The following is a 14540-nucleotide window of genomic DNA, read 5'->3' on the forward strand; positions in this document are numbered from 1 at the left end:
TGAACGCGCCGCGTTAGGCTTGCCGAAGGACCGCAACGGCGCGGTTGGGACCCACCTATCGGAGGCGTTTTACATGTCGACTGGATCCAGCATGGCGGATCTGTCCAGCTCAGCTACCGGCGATGAGGAATTCATCGCTAAATACTATGAGCACCTGGCCGCGGAGGATGCCGCGAGCTACAGTCCGGATGTGCTCCGCGCCCGCGCGCTGGCGCACCGGGAGCTGGCGGTTCACCGGCCGCCGGCGCAGCCCGTGATCGCCATCCGGGACGAACCCGAGGCCAGCGTCGTCATGATCGTCACCGATGACATGCCGTTCTTGGTCGATTCGGTGACCGCGGAGCTGCTGCGCCACGGCATTGCCATCCGGATGATCACGCACCCCACCTTTGTAGCCACCCGGGCCCGGGACAGCCACGACCTCACCGGCGTGGAACAGGTGCCGGCCGCCGCCGGAGTCTCCAGCGGCGACACGGCGGCACTGCCGCAGCTGGGATCCTTTGAGACCGGCGGCGACCAGGTCCTGCGGATCGAATCCTGGATGGCCGTGGAGACCGGACGGATCGAGCCGGACAAGGCCGCCGAGCTGATGTCCGGCCTCAAGAGCGTCCTGGCGGATGTCCGGGCGTCGGTCGAGGACTGGCCGGCCATGCGCCGGCAGGTGCGGCAGGTTGCCGCGTCGCTGGATGCGGTCGTGGGAGCGGAGGAAATTCCCGACCTGCAGGAGGCCAAGGAGCTGCTTGAGTGGCTCGACGACGGGAATTTCACCTTCCTGGGCTACCGCGAATACGATCTCGTCACCCAGGACGGGGAAGACGTGCTCCTGGTCCGCGAGGACAGCGGCCTGGGCATGATGCGCCACATCGGCGACACGAAGCGGGTCCAGCACCTCACCGAAGAGGGCCGTGCCCGCGCCCGGGAAAAACGCGCGCTGGTGATTACCAAGGCGAACTCGCGGTCCACGGTGCACCGCGCGGCATACCTGGACTACATCGGCGTGAAGAGCTTCGATGCGCAGGGCAACGTCGACGGCGAGCGCCGCTTTATCGGCCTCTTCGCCACCAGCGCCTACAACCGTTCGGTGAAGAGCGTCCCGATTGCCCGGGAAAAGGTCGCGGCAGTGCTGCAGCACAGCGGCTTCCCGGCCGATTCGCACTCCGGCAAGGACCTGCTGTCGATCCTCGAAACGTACCCGCGGGACGAGTTGTTCCAGATGGACGTCGAGGAGCTGGCCGCGACCGCGATGGGCATCCTGCGGCTGCAGGAGCGGCGCCGGACCCGGCTGTTCCTGCGCACCGACGCCTACGGCAGGTTCGTGTCGGCCCTGGTGTTCCTGCCGCGCGACCGCTACACGACCGCCGTCCGGCTGCGGATCGAGCAGGAGCTGCGCAACACCTTCGACCCGCAGAGCATCGACTATGAGGCGCGGATGTCCGAATCCGCCCTGGCCAGGCTGTTCTTCCGCATCCGCCTCAAGCGTGCCTCCACGGTGCCGAAGGTCGACACGGCCGACCTTGAGCGCCGGCTTGCCCAGGCGTCCCGGTCCTGGTCGGAGGGCATCGAAGAGGTGCTGCGCGCCAATTTCGACGGCGAGGAGGCTGCCCGCCTCTCGGCGAACTGGAAGGACGCGTTCCCGCCCAGCTACCGGGTGGACTACGAGGTGGAAGACGCGCTCGAGGACATCGCCCGTTTCCGCAACTACGAGGGAGGCGACCCCGGCGCGGCCCCGGTGCTGCACGTCTACGTTCCCGAGGACAGCGCCGACGTCCTCGCCGCCGACGCCCGGCTGAAGCTGTACCTGCCGGAGGCCCGGTCGCTGAGCAACATCATGCCCGTGCTGCAGAACACCGGGCTGGAGGTACTGGACGAGCGCCCGTTCGAGATCAACACGGCGGACGGCGAAGACTACTTCCTGTACGACTTCGGCCTCCGGTATCCGGCGGGCGTCGACCCGATCGCCACCGGCGACCTGCTCGAGGAAGCCTTCGGCGCTGCCGTCACCGGACGCAGCGAGTCGGACGGCTTTGACCGGCTGGTCCTGGCCGAGGGCATCGGCTGGCGCCAGGTTGCGGTGCTGCGCGCGTACACCCGCTACCTGCGGCAGCTGGGCAACCTGGTCTCCTACGCCTTCGTCTCCGACACGCTGCTGGCCAACCCGGCAGTGGCCCGCGCCCTGCTGGCGGTGTTCAACGCCAGCTTCGATCCGGACCTGGAAGGCGACCGCGAGGCGGCGGTCGAGGCCGCCCGCTCCGAGCTCGCGGCGGGACTCGAAGCCGTGCCCACCCTTGACGCGGACCGGGTGCTGCGCTCGCTGGCCAACCTGATCGACGCGACGCTTCGCACCAACTACTTCCAGGACAAGCCCTACTTCAGCTTCAAACTCAGCCCGTCGCGGATCGAGGGTGCACCGTTCCCGCGGCCAAAATACGAAATCTGGGTCTACTCGCCGCGGGTGGAAGGCGTCCACCTTCGCTTCGGCGACGTGGCCCGCGGCGGACTGCGCTGGTCGGACCGACGGGAGGACTTCCGCACCGAAATCCTGGGACTGGTCAAGGCGCAGACCGTCAAGAACGCGGTCATCGTGCCTACCGGCGCCAAGGGCGGCTTCTTCGCCAAACGGCTGCCCGACCCCGCCGTGGACCGCGCGGCCTGGATGGCGGAGGGGCAGGAAAGCTACCGCACCTTCATCCGCGGCCTGCTGGACATCACCGACAACCTGGTCCGGTCCGCAACCGGCCAGGACGTGGTGCCACCCGAGCGGGTGGTCCGGCTGGACGGCGACGACACCTACCTGGTCGTCGCCGCGGACAAGGGGACCGCAAGCTTCTCCGACATCGCCAACGACATCTCGCTGGAATACGGCCACTGGCTCGGCGACGCCTTCGCGTCCGGAGGCTCGGTCGGCTACGACCACAAGGCGATGGGCATTACCGCCCGCGGCGCGTGGGAGTCGGTCAAGCGGCACTTCAGCGAACTCGGCGTCGACACCCAGACCGAGGACTTCACCGTCGTCGGCGTCGGGGACATGAGCGGCGACGTCTTCGGGAACGGGATGCTGCTTTCCGAGCACATCCGGCTGGTCGCGGCCTTCGACCACCGGCATATCTTCCTGGACCCGGATCCCGACGCCGCTGCCTCCTTCCAGGAGCGCCGTCGCCTGTTCGAGCTGCCCCGTTCCTCTTGGGCGGACTATGACGAGAAGCTGATCAGCGCCGGCGGCGGGGTCTACCCGCGGTCGGTGAAGTCGATCCCGTTGTCCGCGCAGGTGCGGGAAGTTCTCGGCCTCGATCCGCAGGTCACGAGCATGAGTCCGCCCGAACTGCTGCAGGCCATCCTGAAGGCGCCGGTGGACCTGCTGTACAACGGCGGCATCGGCACCTATGTGAAGGCGTCGACCGAGTCGAATGCCGAAGTCGGCGACAAGGCCAATGACGCCATCCGCGTCAACGGCGCGGACCTGCGGGTCAAGGTGATCGGCGAAGGCGGCAACCTGGGGATGACTCAGCGCGGCCGGATCGAAGCCGCCGGCAAGGGGATCATCCTCAACACCGATGCCATCGACAACTCCGCCGGCGTGGACTGCTCGGACTACGAGGTCAACATCAAGATCCTCGTGGACCAGATGGTCGCCGCCGGGAAACTGCCGGTAGCGGAGCGGGCCGACCTGCTGCATTCGATGACCGAGGAAGTAGGACGCCTGGTCATCCAGGACAACATCGACCAGAACGTCCTGCTGCTCAACGACCGCCAGCGGATCATCGAGTGGAGCCCGAGCTTCGAACGCCTGATGGACTGGCTGGAAAGCCACGCCGAACTGGACCGGCAACTCGAAGCGCTGCCGACCACCGAGGAGCTGCACGAACGGATCGCGGCCGGCCAGGGCCTGACCTCTCCGGAACTGTCCGTGCTGGCGGCGTACTCGAAGATCGAGCTGACCCATGCGCTGACCGAGAGCAACCTGGCCGACGACCCGTACTTCGACGGCGTGCTGCGCGGTTATTTCCCGCACCAGCTGGTCGAGCGGTTCGGCGACGATATGGCGGGCCACCCGCTGCGCCGGGAAATCATCGCCACCGTCGTTGCCAACGACATGATCAACATGGGCGGCATCACCTTCGCCTTCCGGGTCATGGAGGAAACGTCCGTCTCCGAGGCGGACGTGGCGCGGGCGTTCGTGGCGCTGCGCGAGATCTACGAATTCGACAAGCTCGTGGAAGCGTTGAACGCGTTGCCGGCCAGCTTCCCCACGGATTTGTGGTGCATGGTGCATCTGGACATGCGCCGCCTGCTGGACCGCGCGGTGCGCTGGTATATCAACCATGTCGACAGCGGAACACCGGTCGCAGAAGGCGTCGCGATGTTCAAGCCCCAAATGGACCCGTTGCGCAACAACCTGGCTCAGTACCTGCGCGGCGACGACCTGGTCCGCGTGCACGAATGGCTGGAAACCGCCGAAGAACGCGGGCTGCCCGCAGGGATCGCCCGGCAGTGGGCCGAGCAGTTCGAGAGCTTCGGTTTGCTCGACGTCGCCCGCATCGCCGGGCAGATCGACGAACCGGTCGAGTCCGTCGCACGCGTCTACTACGCGGTCTACGACCGGTTCGACGTCGACAACCTGCTCGAGCGGATCACGGCGCTGCCGCGGGAGGACCGCTGGCAGTCGCTCGCCCGTGCCGCCATGCGCGACGACCTGTACACGACGGTCACAGACATCACCGTGGCGGTCATGCAAAGCACCCCGGCAGGGGAGCAGGCCGAGGCCAGGCTCGACGAGTGGGAACGGGCCAACGCGGAGAACATCAAGCGCACCCGGGACATGTTCGAGGAAGTGAACAGGCTCGAGCAGGACGACATGGCGTCGCTGTCCGTGGCACTGCGACTGATGCGTTCGACAGTGCGGCGATAGCTTGGCGATCTTCACCGATCCCATCCGCGACTACGCGGACTTTCGTCCGGGTGACGCGGAGTGGCTCCACCTGCTGGTGGGCGACTGGCAGCTGATCGCGGACCTGGCGTTCGCCGACCTGGTCCTGTGGTTCCCGACGCCGGACGGGAGCTACGTGGCGCTGGCGCATGTGCGCCCGTCAACCACCCACACGGTGTTCCACCGGGACTTCGTGGGGGAGCGGATCCGTGCGGACCTCAAGCCGCTGGTGGACCAGGCACGCCAGTCGCAGGCGATCGAACGGTCGTCGGAGGCGGACTGGACCACCGAGATGGCCATGCGGGTCGAGGCGGTGCCCATGGTCCGCAACGGCCGGACGCTCGCCGTCGTGACGTCGCACATGGACCTGTCCAGCTCCAGAATGCCGTCGCGGCTGGAGCTGACCTACCGGCAGTGCGCCTACGACCTCTTGAAGATGGGAACGCTGGGACTGTGGCCGGACTTCGCCTCGCCGACCGGGTCGCGCCGCGGCGCGCCCCGGGTCGGCGACGGCCTGATCAGGCTGGACGCCGACGGGGTGGTGGAATACGCCAGCCCCAACGGGGTTTCTGCATTCCGGCGCCTCGGCGACGTCGAGTCGCTGGAGGGCCGCTCACTGGCCGAGGTGACGACGGCGCTGCTCAAGGACCGGCGGATGGTCGACGAAACCCTGCCGCTGGTGGTCACCGGCCGGATGCCCTGGCGCACGGAGATTGAATCCCGCGGCGTCTCGCTCTCGCTCCGGGCCATACCGCTGAGGAACGAACAGGAGCGTTTCGGCGCCCTGGTGCTGTGCCGGGACGTCTCCGAGCTGCGCCGGCGGGAGATGGAGCTGGTGTCGAAGGACGCCACCATCCGGGAGATCCACCACCGCGTGAAGAACAACCTCCAGACGGTCGCGGCGCTGCTGCGCATGCAGTCGCGCCGGATGGTCAGCGACGAAGCAAAGCAGGGGCTGGAACAGGCCATGCGCCGCGTCGCCTCGATCGCGCTGGTCCACGAAACGCTGTCCCAGGGCTTGGCGCAGAACGTGGACTTCGACGAACTGATCGGGCGTCAGTTCCGGCTCTCGGCGGAAGTAGCCTCGCCCACGCAGGCCGTCCGCACGGAGCGCAGCGGCGAGTTCGGGGAACTGCCCAGCGAGTTCGCCACCCCGCTGGCCCTGGTGATCAATGAACTGGTCACGAACGCCGTCGAGCACGGGCTGGCCGGGCGGCACGGCACCGTCCGGTTGACTGCCCGGCGGAGCCGGCGGGGCGAAGACGAATTGCTGACCGTCTCGGTCGAGGACGACGGCGTGGGCCTGCCCGAGGAACCGCGGCGGGAGGGCCTGGGCCTGCAGATTGTCCGCACCCTCGTCACCAGCGAATTAGGCGGCCGGATCGAATGGACCCCGCGCGACGGCGGGGGAACGTGTGTGCGGATTGACCTGGTGCTCAACACCAAAGGGGCCCGCTGAGCGCGGGCGGATCAGCCGACGCGAGAGGCCGCTGCCGAATCCGGCAGCGGCCTCTCGCCACACTGGGGGTACCGGGTCAGGAGGCCCGGCGGGCCCGGGCGGCACGGCGCTTCAGCGCCCGGCGCTCGTCCTCGCTCATGCCTCCCCACACGCCGGCGTCCTGGCCGGATTCGATGGCCCACTGCAGGCAGGTATCAATCACCGGGCAGCGCCGGCAGACGCTCTTGGCCTCTTCGATCTGCAGGAGTGCCGGCCCGGTGTTCCCCACGGGGAAAAACAGTTCCGGGTCCTTGTCCAGGCATGCCGCGCGGCTACGCCAATCCATGCTGATCACATACTCCTTTAAATGGTGTCCGGTGGTTTTTGTGAAAACATTCACGAACAGACTCATAGAAAAGGGAGCCCGACCGGCCCCCTCTGCGCTTCGCCATCAAGCGTTTCATGTTAAATCCGCGTAAACAAGAGGTCGTGCGGACTTAACCGGCCGTAATACCTGAGTCATTCGTCACAGGGTGATATGGTTCGGCTCCAAGCGGGAGCCGGTGCCCGGCGATCTGGAGCCGTTAATCCGACTATCTAAGGTAGGGTGCGAGTGTGTCAATGCCTGCACCTTCATCCTTCCCTGCCGCCCGTCCGATCGCCATCAAAATCGTAGCGGCGGCAGTGGTGCTGGAAGCACTGGTGCTCTTGGGCGGAGCGGCCCTGTTCGCGTACGGGCTGGCCACCCAAACCCCGATATCGCTGACCAGCAGCGTCTTCCTGCTGGTCCTGATGCTGGTCTTCGGCCTCTGGCTGCTCGTCGTCGGGCATTACCTGTTCCGCGGGTACCGCTGGACCCGCGCTGCTGCCCTGGTGTGGCAGATCTTCGTGGTTGTTGTGGCCATCTCCATGATCCAAGGCGGCCAGCTGCTGCTGGGCCCGGTCCTGTTGGTGGCGGCCGCAGCCTCCTTCGTCCTGCTGCTGACCAAGCCCGTAACGGATTTCCTGGTCAAGGGCGCCGCACCCCGCGCCCTGTAGCCAACGCCACCTGCAGCGGGACGGCCCGGCCGGCCTCGATCCGGTAGCCGCGTCCCGGCGGTCTCCACCCGTCGTCGAGCCGCACACCGAAGAAGTCCGCATCCGCGCCCGCCCGCGGCGCCAGGACCATGCCGCGCCCGCGTGCCCTGGCCTGCAGGACCAGCGGAACCTGCTGCGGCAGCAACGGCCCGGGGCGCGCGGCCACGACGGCCGATGCACCGGCGGCGATCAGGGCCGCGATGGCAGCGTGGGCACGCGTGCCCAGGTCCTCGGCGTCGTCGACCAGCAGGACGGCGCCGCTCCCGACGGCCGCGCGGCCGGCCCAGAAGTCGTCGGCGTCTCTGCCGTGCGGGGGTGCGGAACAGGGCCTCAGGCCCTCCAGCGCCCGCTGCAGCACGACCATCAGATTGGTCTTCCCGCTGCCCTCGGGCCCCAGCACCAGGTACACCTCGCCGGCGGCCAGCGGCAGCGTGGAGGGCCCCAGCTCGTCGCCCTCCACGCCGATCACCGGAAGCCCGCGGGCCGCGCGGGGCAGCGTGGCCGCGGGAACGGTCAGCGGCAGCGCTTCGACCCGGAAGGGACGGGCGCGGGCCGCGGCCGGGGGCGGGCAGCCGGCTGGATCGGTGGCCAGCTGGCAGACCCCGCCGTCGCCACCGATCCGTCCCTGCACTAATGCCCTGCCGGGCACGGCGTCCATGGGCGGAAGCCGGGGCAAGCCCAGCAACGTCTCGGGACCGGCCCCGGTCGGCAGGTAGAGCCGGTTGCCCATGAGCGGCAGGAAGCGGCTGCCCGACAGTTCACGGTCGCCGGACACAACCAGGACGACCCCCGTGGCCTGGCCGTCGCGCGCCAGATCCTGCAGGCAGTCTTCTGCCCAGCCGAGCCGGCCGGCCCGGAAGCCACCGAGCCAGCGGCCCCACCCGCTGACCAGCACGGCCAGCGGAACGGCGGCCGCCGGATCGGGCGGAATCTCGGCCGAGGCCAGGCTGCCGAGCCGGGCGGAAACCTCGTTGGCCAGGCGCCGCAGCACCCTTGCCGCCCGTTCGGTGTCCTGGGGGCCGACGTAGGCGCCGGTCCGGCCCGCGTCCGCGGCGAAGCCCAGCGAACCGTCACCGTCCAGCACGTAGCAGTGGCGTTCCACCGGTCCGCCCAGGAGTTGCGCCGCGAGGACCCGCAAAAACTCCCGGTGTCCTCCGCCCCCTACCCCGAGAACCGCCAGGTGTCCGTCGTGCTCCGGTTGCCAGCGCAGCGGCACCTGTCGTTGCCGGAACGGCATGTCCAGCAGGCCGATCGGGATGCTGCCCCCGTCCTTGGGCGCGGCGGCGGGGACCGGGCTCCCGCCGCCGTCGTCGCCGCCGGGAGAGCGGGCGAGTGCGGACGGCCCGGGCCCCGCGAGGTCGGCGGCGGCCAGGCTCAGCGGCAGGGCCGGCGGCAACCGCCGGGCCTCCGGCAGGCCGAGGTCACGGGAGGCTGCCGCTGCCTCGGCCACCAGCCGCTCCACCACTCCGGTGCCCTCCGGCGCTGCCGCTGCCGGTGGTTCTGCCGCCAGCCATTCGTCCACGGTCCGGAAGAGCGGGAAGTGTCCGGCGGCCGGAAGGGTGCTGCAGGCGGACTGGAAGGGCACCGCATCCTGCGTGCCAACGCGCAGGTAGGCCCTGCCCCTCGCGGTCACCGGAATGTCGGCGGCCACGGGCGAATTTAGCAGGTCGCGGGACTCGGCCGTGTTCTGCGTCCGCAGCACGATCATGGTGGTGATATTCGCGCGGATGTCCGAGGAGACGGCACCCTGCGGCCGTTGCGTGGCCAGCACCAGGTGGATGCCCAAGGCGCGGCCCACGGTGGCCACGCGCATCAGCTCGGGAAGCGCCTGCGGCGCGTCCTCGCCCAGCATCCGGAATTCGTCGACGACGACGACGAGCCGCGGCAGCGTGCCGGGCGGGCAGGCCGCGATGTCCCCGACGCCGCGGGCGGCCAGCAGGGCTTCGCGGCGGCGTACCTCCGCCTGCAGCCAGGCCAGCGATCGGCCGACTCCCTCCAGCGTCAGGTCCGTGAGCAGGCCGGCGCAGTGCGGCAGCCGGGCGAGCGGGCCGAGCCCGGAACCGCCCTTGAAGTCGATCAGCAGGAAATTCACCGTGTTCGGGGACCTGGTCAGGGCCAGCGAGAGGACAAGGCTCCGCAGCAGTTCGGACTTGCCGGAGCCGGTGGTGCCGGCGACCAGCAGGTGCGGCCCGTGGACGGCCAGGTCGAGCGCCAGCGGTCCGGCGGCGCCGGCACCCGGCAGGGCGGTGAGGCCGGGATGGCGGTCCCCGCGGGACCAGCGCTCCTCCAGCGGCTCCCGCGGCAGCATCGACTGCAGGCGGCAGCGCGGCGGCACCGAACCGGTTGCCGGCAGCGTCTCGGAGGGCATGGCCGCGGCGGCCAGCCGGGCAAGGCGGTCCAACGTGGGGGCCTGCACCAGATCCGCCGAGAACACGACGTCTCCGCCGTCTGCGCTCAGGCGGGAGGCCTGTCCGGCCACGATGATCCGGGTGCCGGCGTCGGCCGGGCCGCCGAACCAGAGCTGCGCGGCCGGCCGTCCGGCATCGGCCAGGACCCGGGCCGCCTCGCCGCCGCGTCCGGCGACCAGGAGCACGAGGGTGCCGGCGCCGGCCGCGAGTCGCTCCGCCAGTTGCCCGGGCCGGTCCGCCAGCTCCACGCCGGGAAGGAACCGCGCCGACGCGCGAACGGACTCCGGCAACGCGTAGCAGACAACGCGCAGGGTGGTTCCCGCCGCCCGTGCGGCCAACTGCAGCAGGGCCGAACGCAGCAGACCGTCCAGCCCGAAAGGTGTTCCCTGGATCCGCAGCGGGGGCCCGGCGAGCAGGTCCACGCACAGCGGAGCATCCCTCGGCGGGGGAGGCGGGACCACCGGCGCCGACGCCGAACCGATGTGTGCCGGCAGGCCGGCCGTCCCCAGCCGCAGCCACACGTGCGCCGGGCGGTCCGGAGGGCCGGGGTCCCCGGCAGGACGCCGGGCCCCCGTCCCGGCCCGCAGCAGGGACACGGCCAGATCCGCGGCACCCGGGGCCGCCAGGCGCCGCCGCCGCGCATCGGTTTCCGCCGCCGCGTGCACCGCGGCCCGGTAGCGGCGGCGCTGCCGGCGCCCGGCGGCGTAGGGCATGGCGGCGGCCAGCAGGGACATGGCGCTGAAGACCAGGAAGAACCACATGCCCGTCAGCAGTGCCAGCGCGAGCCCGGCGAGCAACGGAAGCCCGGCCAGCAGCAACGCCGTTTTGGCCCGTTGCTCCGGAGGCTTTTCAGCCACGGGCACCGGATCGGCCAGGTCCGTGTCCGGCCGGAACGGTTCGTCCGGTTCGCTGCCCACGACCAGTTGCAGCCGGCTGCCGCCGATCCGCACGCTGCGGCCGGCCTGCAGCACGACCTGCCGGGTGCGCCTGCCCCGCCAGACGATCCCGTTGGACGACCCCGCGTCGCGCAGCAGCACCTGGCGGTCGCTGACGTTAACGGTGGCATGCAGCCGGGACAGCGCCGGATCCGCAATGGTCAGTGCGCAGGCATGCCGGCCGACACTGAAGCTGCCGCGCCCGAGGGCGAACAACCGGCCGGCGTCGGGGCCGGCGGCGACGGCCAGCAGCAGCGGCGGCAGAGCGGGCGGTTCCCGGCACGGCACCACCACCGCGTCCGGGGCGCAGACGACGACGGCGCCATCGACCATCGGGGACACGCCGGCGGCGAGGGAGGACAGCCTCCGTCCGGCCACCGTGAAGGCCGCCCCGGGCAGGCGCCCGCCCAGCCAGGCAGCCAACGGCGCGGCGCTGCTTCCGGATTCGAGCCCCGCGACGGCATCGGCATGCGCCGCGACCCAGGCCGCTGCGGTGGCCGGAAGGCCGGGGGCCGCCACCAGCGTCAGATGAAGGACCATGACAAGGAACCTAGGCAGAAGGGAGCCCCACTTTCCCGTGCATCGCCCGGTATGTGGATAACCTGCGGTACCGGAGGCTGACGCGAACAAGCGATACCCTTGACTCTGGGCCGAAGGGCCGACACACCGACACAACGAGAAAAGGCCTTTGCTCTTGAAGATCGCTGTCATTGCTCTGGGAAAGATCGGGTTGCCGCTGGCCGCCCAGTTCGCCTCGAAGGGGCACGAGGTCGTCGGCGTGGACGTCAACCCCGCCGTGGTCGACCTGGTCAACGCGGGCAGCGAGCCGTTCCCGGGGGAGGCGGGGCTCCAGGACAGGCTGGCCGAGCTGGTGCCGGCGGGCAGGCTGCGGGCGACCACCGACTATGCGGACGCGGTACCGGGAGCAGACGCCGTGGTGCTGGTGGTGCCCCTGTTCGTGGACGCGGAGGCCAAGCCCGACTTCGGCTGGATGGATGCCGCCACGCAGGAGCTGGCCCGGCACCTGACGCCGGGCACGCTGGTCTCCTACGAGACCACGCTGCCGGTGGGCACCACCCGGACCCGGTGGAAGCCGATGCTCGAGGCGGGCTCCGGCCTGGTCGAGGGCGAGGACTTCCATGTGGTCTTTTCCCCGGAGCGGGTGCTGACCGGGCGGGTGTTCGAGGATCTGCGCAAGTATCCCAAGCTCATCGGCGGGCTGTCCGGGGCCGGTGCCGCGGCGGCGCAGGAGTTCTACGAGGCGGTGCTGGACTTCGACGACCGTCCGGACCTGCCGCGCGGCAACGGCGTCTGGGACCTGGGCTCGGCCGAGGCCTCCGAGCTGGCCAAGCTCGCCGAGACCACCTACCGGGACGTGAACATCGGGTTGGCGAACCAGTTCGCCCGCTATGCCGCGACCGCCGGGATCGACATCTACCAGGTGATCGAAGCGTCCAACTCCCAGCCCTACAGCCATATCCACCAGCCCGGCATCGCCGTCGGCGGGCACTGCATCCCGGTGTACCCGCGGCTGTACCTGTGGAACGATCCATCGGCCACGGTGGTGGCTGCGGCCCGGGCCGCGAACGCGGGCATGCCGGACTACACGATCGGCCTGCTGGAGGGCGCCTACGGCGATCTGGCCGGCGCGCGCGTGGCCGTGCTGGGCGCTGCCTACCGCGGCGGCGTGAAGGAGACGGCGTTCTCCGGAGTGTTCGGCGCGGTGGAGGCGATCAACGGGCGGGGCGGCACCGCCGTCGTGCATGATCCGATGTTCAGCGACGCCGAGCTCGCCGCCCTGGGCTTCACGCCCTACCGGCTGGGCGAGCCGGCCGACGCGGCGGTGGTGCAGGCCGACCACGCCGAATATGCGCAGCTGGGACCGGACGACCTCCCCGGCGTGAAGGTGTTCGTCGACGGCCGGCGGGTCAGCGCGGCCGAACGGTGGCCGGGCGTGGCGTACCGGGTGATCGGCAAGGCGTGAGGGCCGGAGCGAAGACGCAATGAATGGTGGAGCAGCGGTCGTGAGCGGAAAGAGGGAACCCATGGCGTTCATCGCCGATTCGGCGGACGTCGCCGACGCCGCCCGGCTGGGCGAGGGCACCAAGATCTGGCACCTGGCGCAGGTCCGCGAGGGCGCCGTGCTGGGAGAGAACTGCATCGTGGGCCGGGGCGCCTACATCGGCACCGGGGTGCAGGCCGGGGACAACTGCAAGATCCAGAACTATGCGCTGGTGTACGAGCCGGCGCGGCTGGGCCGCGGCGTGTTCATCGGACCGGCGGTCGTGCTGACCAACGACACCTACCCGCGGGCGGTCGCCCCGGACGGGTTGCTGAAGAGCGCCGACGACTGGACGCCGGTGGGCGTGGACATCCGCGACGGCGCGTCGATCGGCGCGCGGGCGGTCTGCGTGGCCCCGGTGACCATCGGCGCCTGGGCCACCGTGGCGGCAGGCTCCGTGGTCACCCGCGACGTGCCCGACTTCGCCCTCGTGGCCGGTGTTCCGGCCAGGCGGATCGGCTGGGTGGGCCGGGCCGGACAGCGGCTGGTCCAGGACCCGGCGGACCCGTCGGGCTGGGTGTGCCCGGCGACCGGCGCCCGGTACCGGGAGGACGAGGGCATGTTGCACGAAGTTTCGGACGAAACCGGAGGAGAGCAGCTGTGAGCAAGGACTTCATACCGGCGGCCAAGCCGATCATCGGAGACGAGGAACGGGCCGCGGTGGACGCCGTGCTGGCCTCCGGGATGCTCGCCCAGGGGTCGGAGGTCGCCGCCTTCGAGCGGGAGTTCTCGCAGGTGCTGCTGGACGGCCGGCACGCGGTGGCGGTCAATTCCGGGACCTCGGGCCTGCACCTGGGCCTGCTGGCCGCCGGCATCGGCCCGGGCGACGAGGTCATCGTCCCGTCCTTCACCTTCGCGGCCACCGCGAACTCGGTGGCCCTGACCGGCGCCACCCCGGTGTTCGCCGACATCGAGCCGGAGCACTACTGCCTGGACCCGGACGCGGTCCGCGCCGCGATTACGCCGCGGACCAAGGCCGTCATGCCGGTGCACCTGTACGGCCACCCGGCCGACATGGACGGGCTGGGCAGGCTCGCCGCGGAAAAGTCGCTGCTGCTCTTCGAGGACGCCGCCCAGGCCCACGGGGCGTCGCTGGGCGGCCGGCCGGTGGGCACGTTCGGCGAGTTCGCGATGTTCAGCCTGTACCCGACCAAGAACATGACCTCCGGCGAGGGCGGCATGGTGTCCACCGGCAGCGACGACGTGGCGCGCCGGCTGCAGTTGCTGCGCAATCAAGGCATGGAACGCCAATACGAAAACGAACTGGTCGGCTTCAACGCCCGGATGACCAACCTGCACGCCGCGATCGGCCGCGTGCAGCTGGGCAAGGTCCTCGGCTGGACCGAACGGCGCCGGGCCAACGCCGCGTTCCTGGACGCGAACCTGGACGGTGTGGGCACGCCGAAGGTGGCAGCCGGGGCGGTCCACGTGTACCACCAGTACACCGTGCGGATCGGCGCGGGGGAGCGCGACCGCTTCGCCGCGGCGCTGAAGGACGAATACAACATCGGGTCCGGGGTCTACTACCCGATCCCGAACCACCGGCTGCCTTCCTTCAACGTCGCCGCGGACCTGCCGGCGACCGAGGCCGCGGCCGCCGAGGTGCTCTCGCTGCCGGTGCATCCCTCCCTCGACGCCGAGGACCTGGACCGGATCGCCACGGCGGTCAACGCCCTCGCGAAGGCAGGGGCGTGAG

The 14540-nt window shown here is 70.3% G+C and carries 8 protein-coding genes; 6 read left to right on the forward strand and 2 right to left on the reverse strand.

Going from position 1 to position 14540, the window contains the following annotated elements; genetic code table 11:
• The first annotated feature begins 73 nt into the window (after positions 1–73).
• Together AC5RW2_RS15935 and AC5RW2_RS15940 are read left to right on the forward strand one after the other, a co-directional pair.
• Positions 74–4906, forward strand: a complete 4833-nt coding sequence (locus AC5RW2_RS15935) for an NAD-glutamate dehydrogenase (protein ID WP_494025572.1) — start codon at positions 74–76, stop codon at positions 4904–4906.
• Position 4907: 1 nt separating this feature from the next.
• On the forward strand, positions 4908–6383 hold the full coding sequence (locus AC5RW2_RS15940; protein WP_494025573.1) for a sensor histidine kinase: 1476 nt from the start codon (positions 4908–4910) through the stop codon (positions 6381–6383).
• A gap of 76 nt (positions 6384–6459) precedes the next feature.
• On the opposite strand, the gene AC5RW2_RS15945 is transcribed toward AC5RW2_RS15940, so the two are convergent.
• Positions 6460–6708 carry a WhiB family transcriptional regulator gene (locus AC5RW2_RS15945; protein ID WP_086994524.1) on the reverse strand — a complete coding sequence of 83 codons (249 nt, stop codon included), beginning with the start codon at positions 6706–6708 and terminating at the stop codon, positions 6460–6462.
• A 275-nt stretch (positions 6709–6983) separates the two neighbouring features.
• On the opposite strand from AC5RW2_RS15945, the gene AC5RW2_RS15950 reads away from it, so the two are divergent.
• The gene (locus AC5RW2_RS15950) at positions 6984–7400 is read left to right on the forward strand and encodes a hypothetical protein (protein ID WP_494000210.1); all 417 of its coding nucleotides are present in this window, start codon (positions 6984–6986) and stop codon (positions 7398–7400) included.
• On the opposite strand, the gene AC5RW2_RS15955 is transcribed toward AC5RW2_RS15950, so the two are convergent.
• A complete protein-coding gene (locus tag AC5RW2_RS15955; protein ID WP_494025574.1) occupies positions 7372–11322 on the reverse strand; it encodes an FtsK/SpoIIIE domain-containing protein in 3951 nt (1316 codons plus the stop codon). The two genes, AC5RW2_RS15950 and AC5RW2_RS15955, sit on opposite strands and share 29 nt — an antisense overlap.
• Before the next feature lie 154 nt (positions 11323–11476).
• Between AC5RW2_RS15955 and AC5RW2_RS15960 the strand changes: the two genes are divergently transcribed.
• The 3 genes from AC5RW2_RS15960 (at position 11477) to AC5RW2_RS15970 (ending at position 14539) form a co-directional block, all read left to right on the forward strand.
• Positions 11477–12766, forward strand: a complete 1290-nt coding sequence (locus tag AC5RW2_RS15960) for a nucleotide sugar dehydrogenase (RefSeq protein WP_494025575.1) — start codon at positions 11477–11479, stop codon at positions 12764–12766.
• A 61-nt stretch (positions 12767–12827) separates the two neighbouring features.
• Positions 12828–13448 carry an acyltransferase gene (locus tag AC5RW2_RS15965; RefSeq protein WP_494074204.1) on the forward strand — a complete coding sequence of 207 codons (621 nt, stop codon included), beginning with the start codon at positions 12828–12830 and terminating at the stop codon, positions 13446–13448.
• Positions 13445–14539 carry a DegT/DnrJ/EryC1/StrS family aminotransferase gene (locus AC5RW2_RS15970; protein WP_494074189.1) on the forward strand — a complete coding sequence of 365 codons (1095 nt, stop codon included), beginning with the start codon at positions 13445–13447 and terminating at the stop codon, positions 14537–14539. Before AC5RW2_RS15965 ends, AC5RW2_RS15970 begins: the two co-directional genes overlap by 4 nt.
• The last annotated feature ends 1 nt before the right edge of the window (position 14540 follow it).

Source organism: Arthrobacter sp. B0316-1-20, assembly GCF_059091865.1.

What these genes read in the sequence shown, in the direction of transcription:
- AC5RW2_RS15935 (WP_494025572.1), top strand. Translation starts at nt 74, where the DNA reads ATGTCGACTGGATCCAGCATGGCGGATCTGTCCAGCTCAGCTACCGGC.
- AC5RW2_RS15945 (WP_086994524.1), bottom strand. Translation starts at nt 6,708, where the DNA reads ATGGATTGGCGTAGCCGCGCGGCATGCCTGGACAAGGACCCGGAACTG.
- AC5RW2_RS15950 (WP_494000210.1), top strand. Translation starts at nt 6,984, where the DNA reads ATGCCTGCACCTTCATCCTTCCCTGCCGCCCGTCCGATCGCCATCAAA.
- AC5RW2_RS15955 (WP_494025574.1), bottom strand. Translation starts at nt 11,322, where the DNA reads ATGGTCCTTCATCTGACGCTGGTGGCGGCCCCCGGCCTTCCGGCCACC.
- AC5RW2_RS15965 (WP_494074204.1), top strand. Translation starts at nt 12,828, where the DNA reads ATGGCGTTCATCGCCGATTCGGCGGACGTCGCCGACGCCGCCCGGCTG.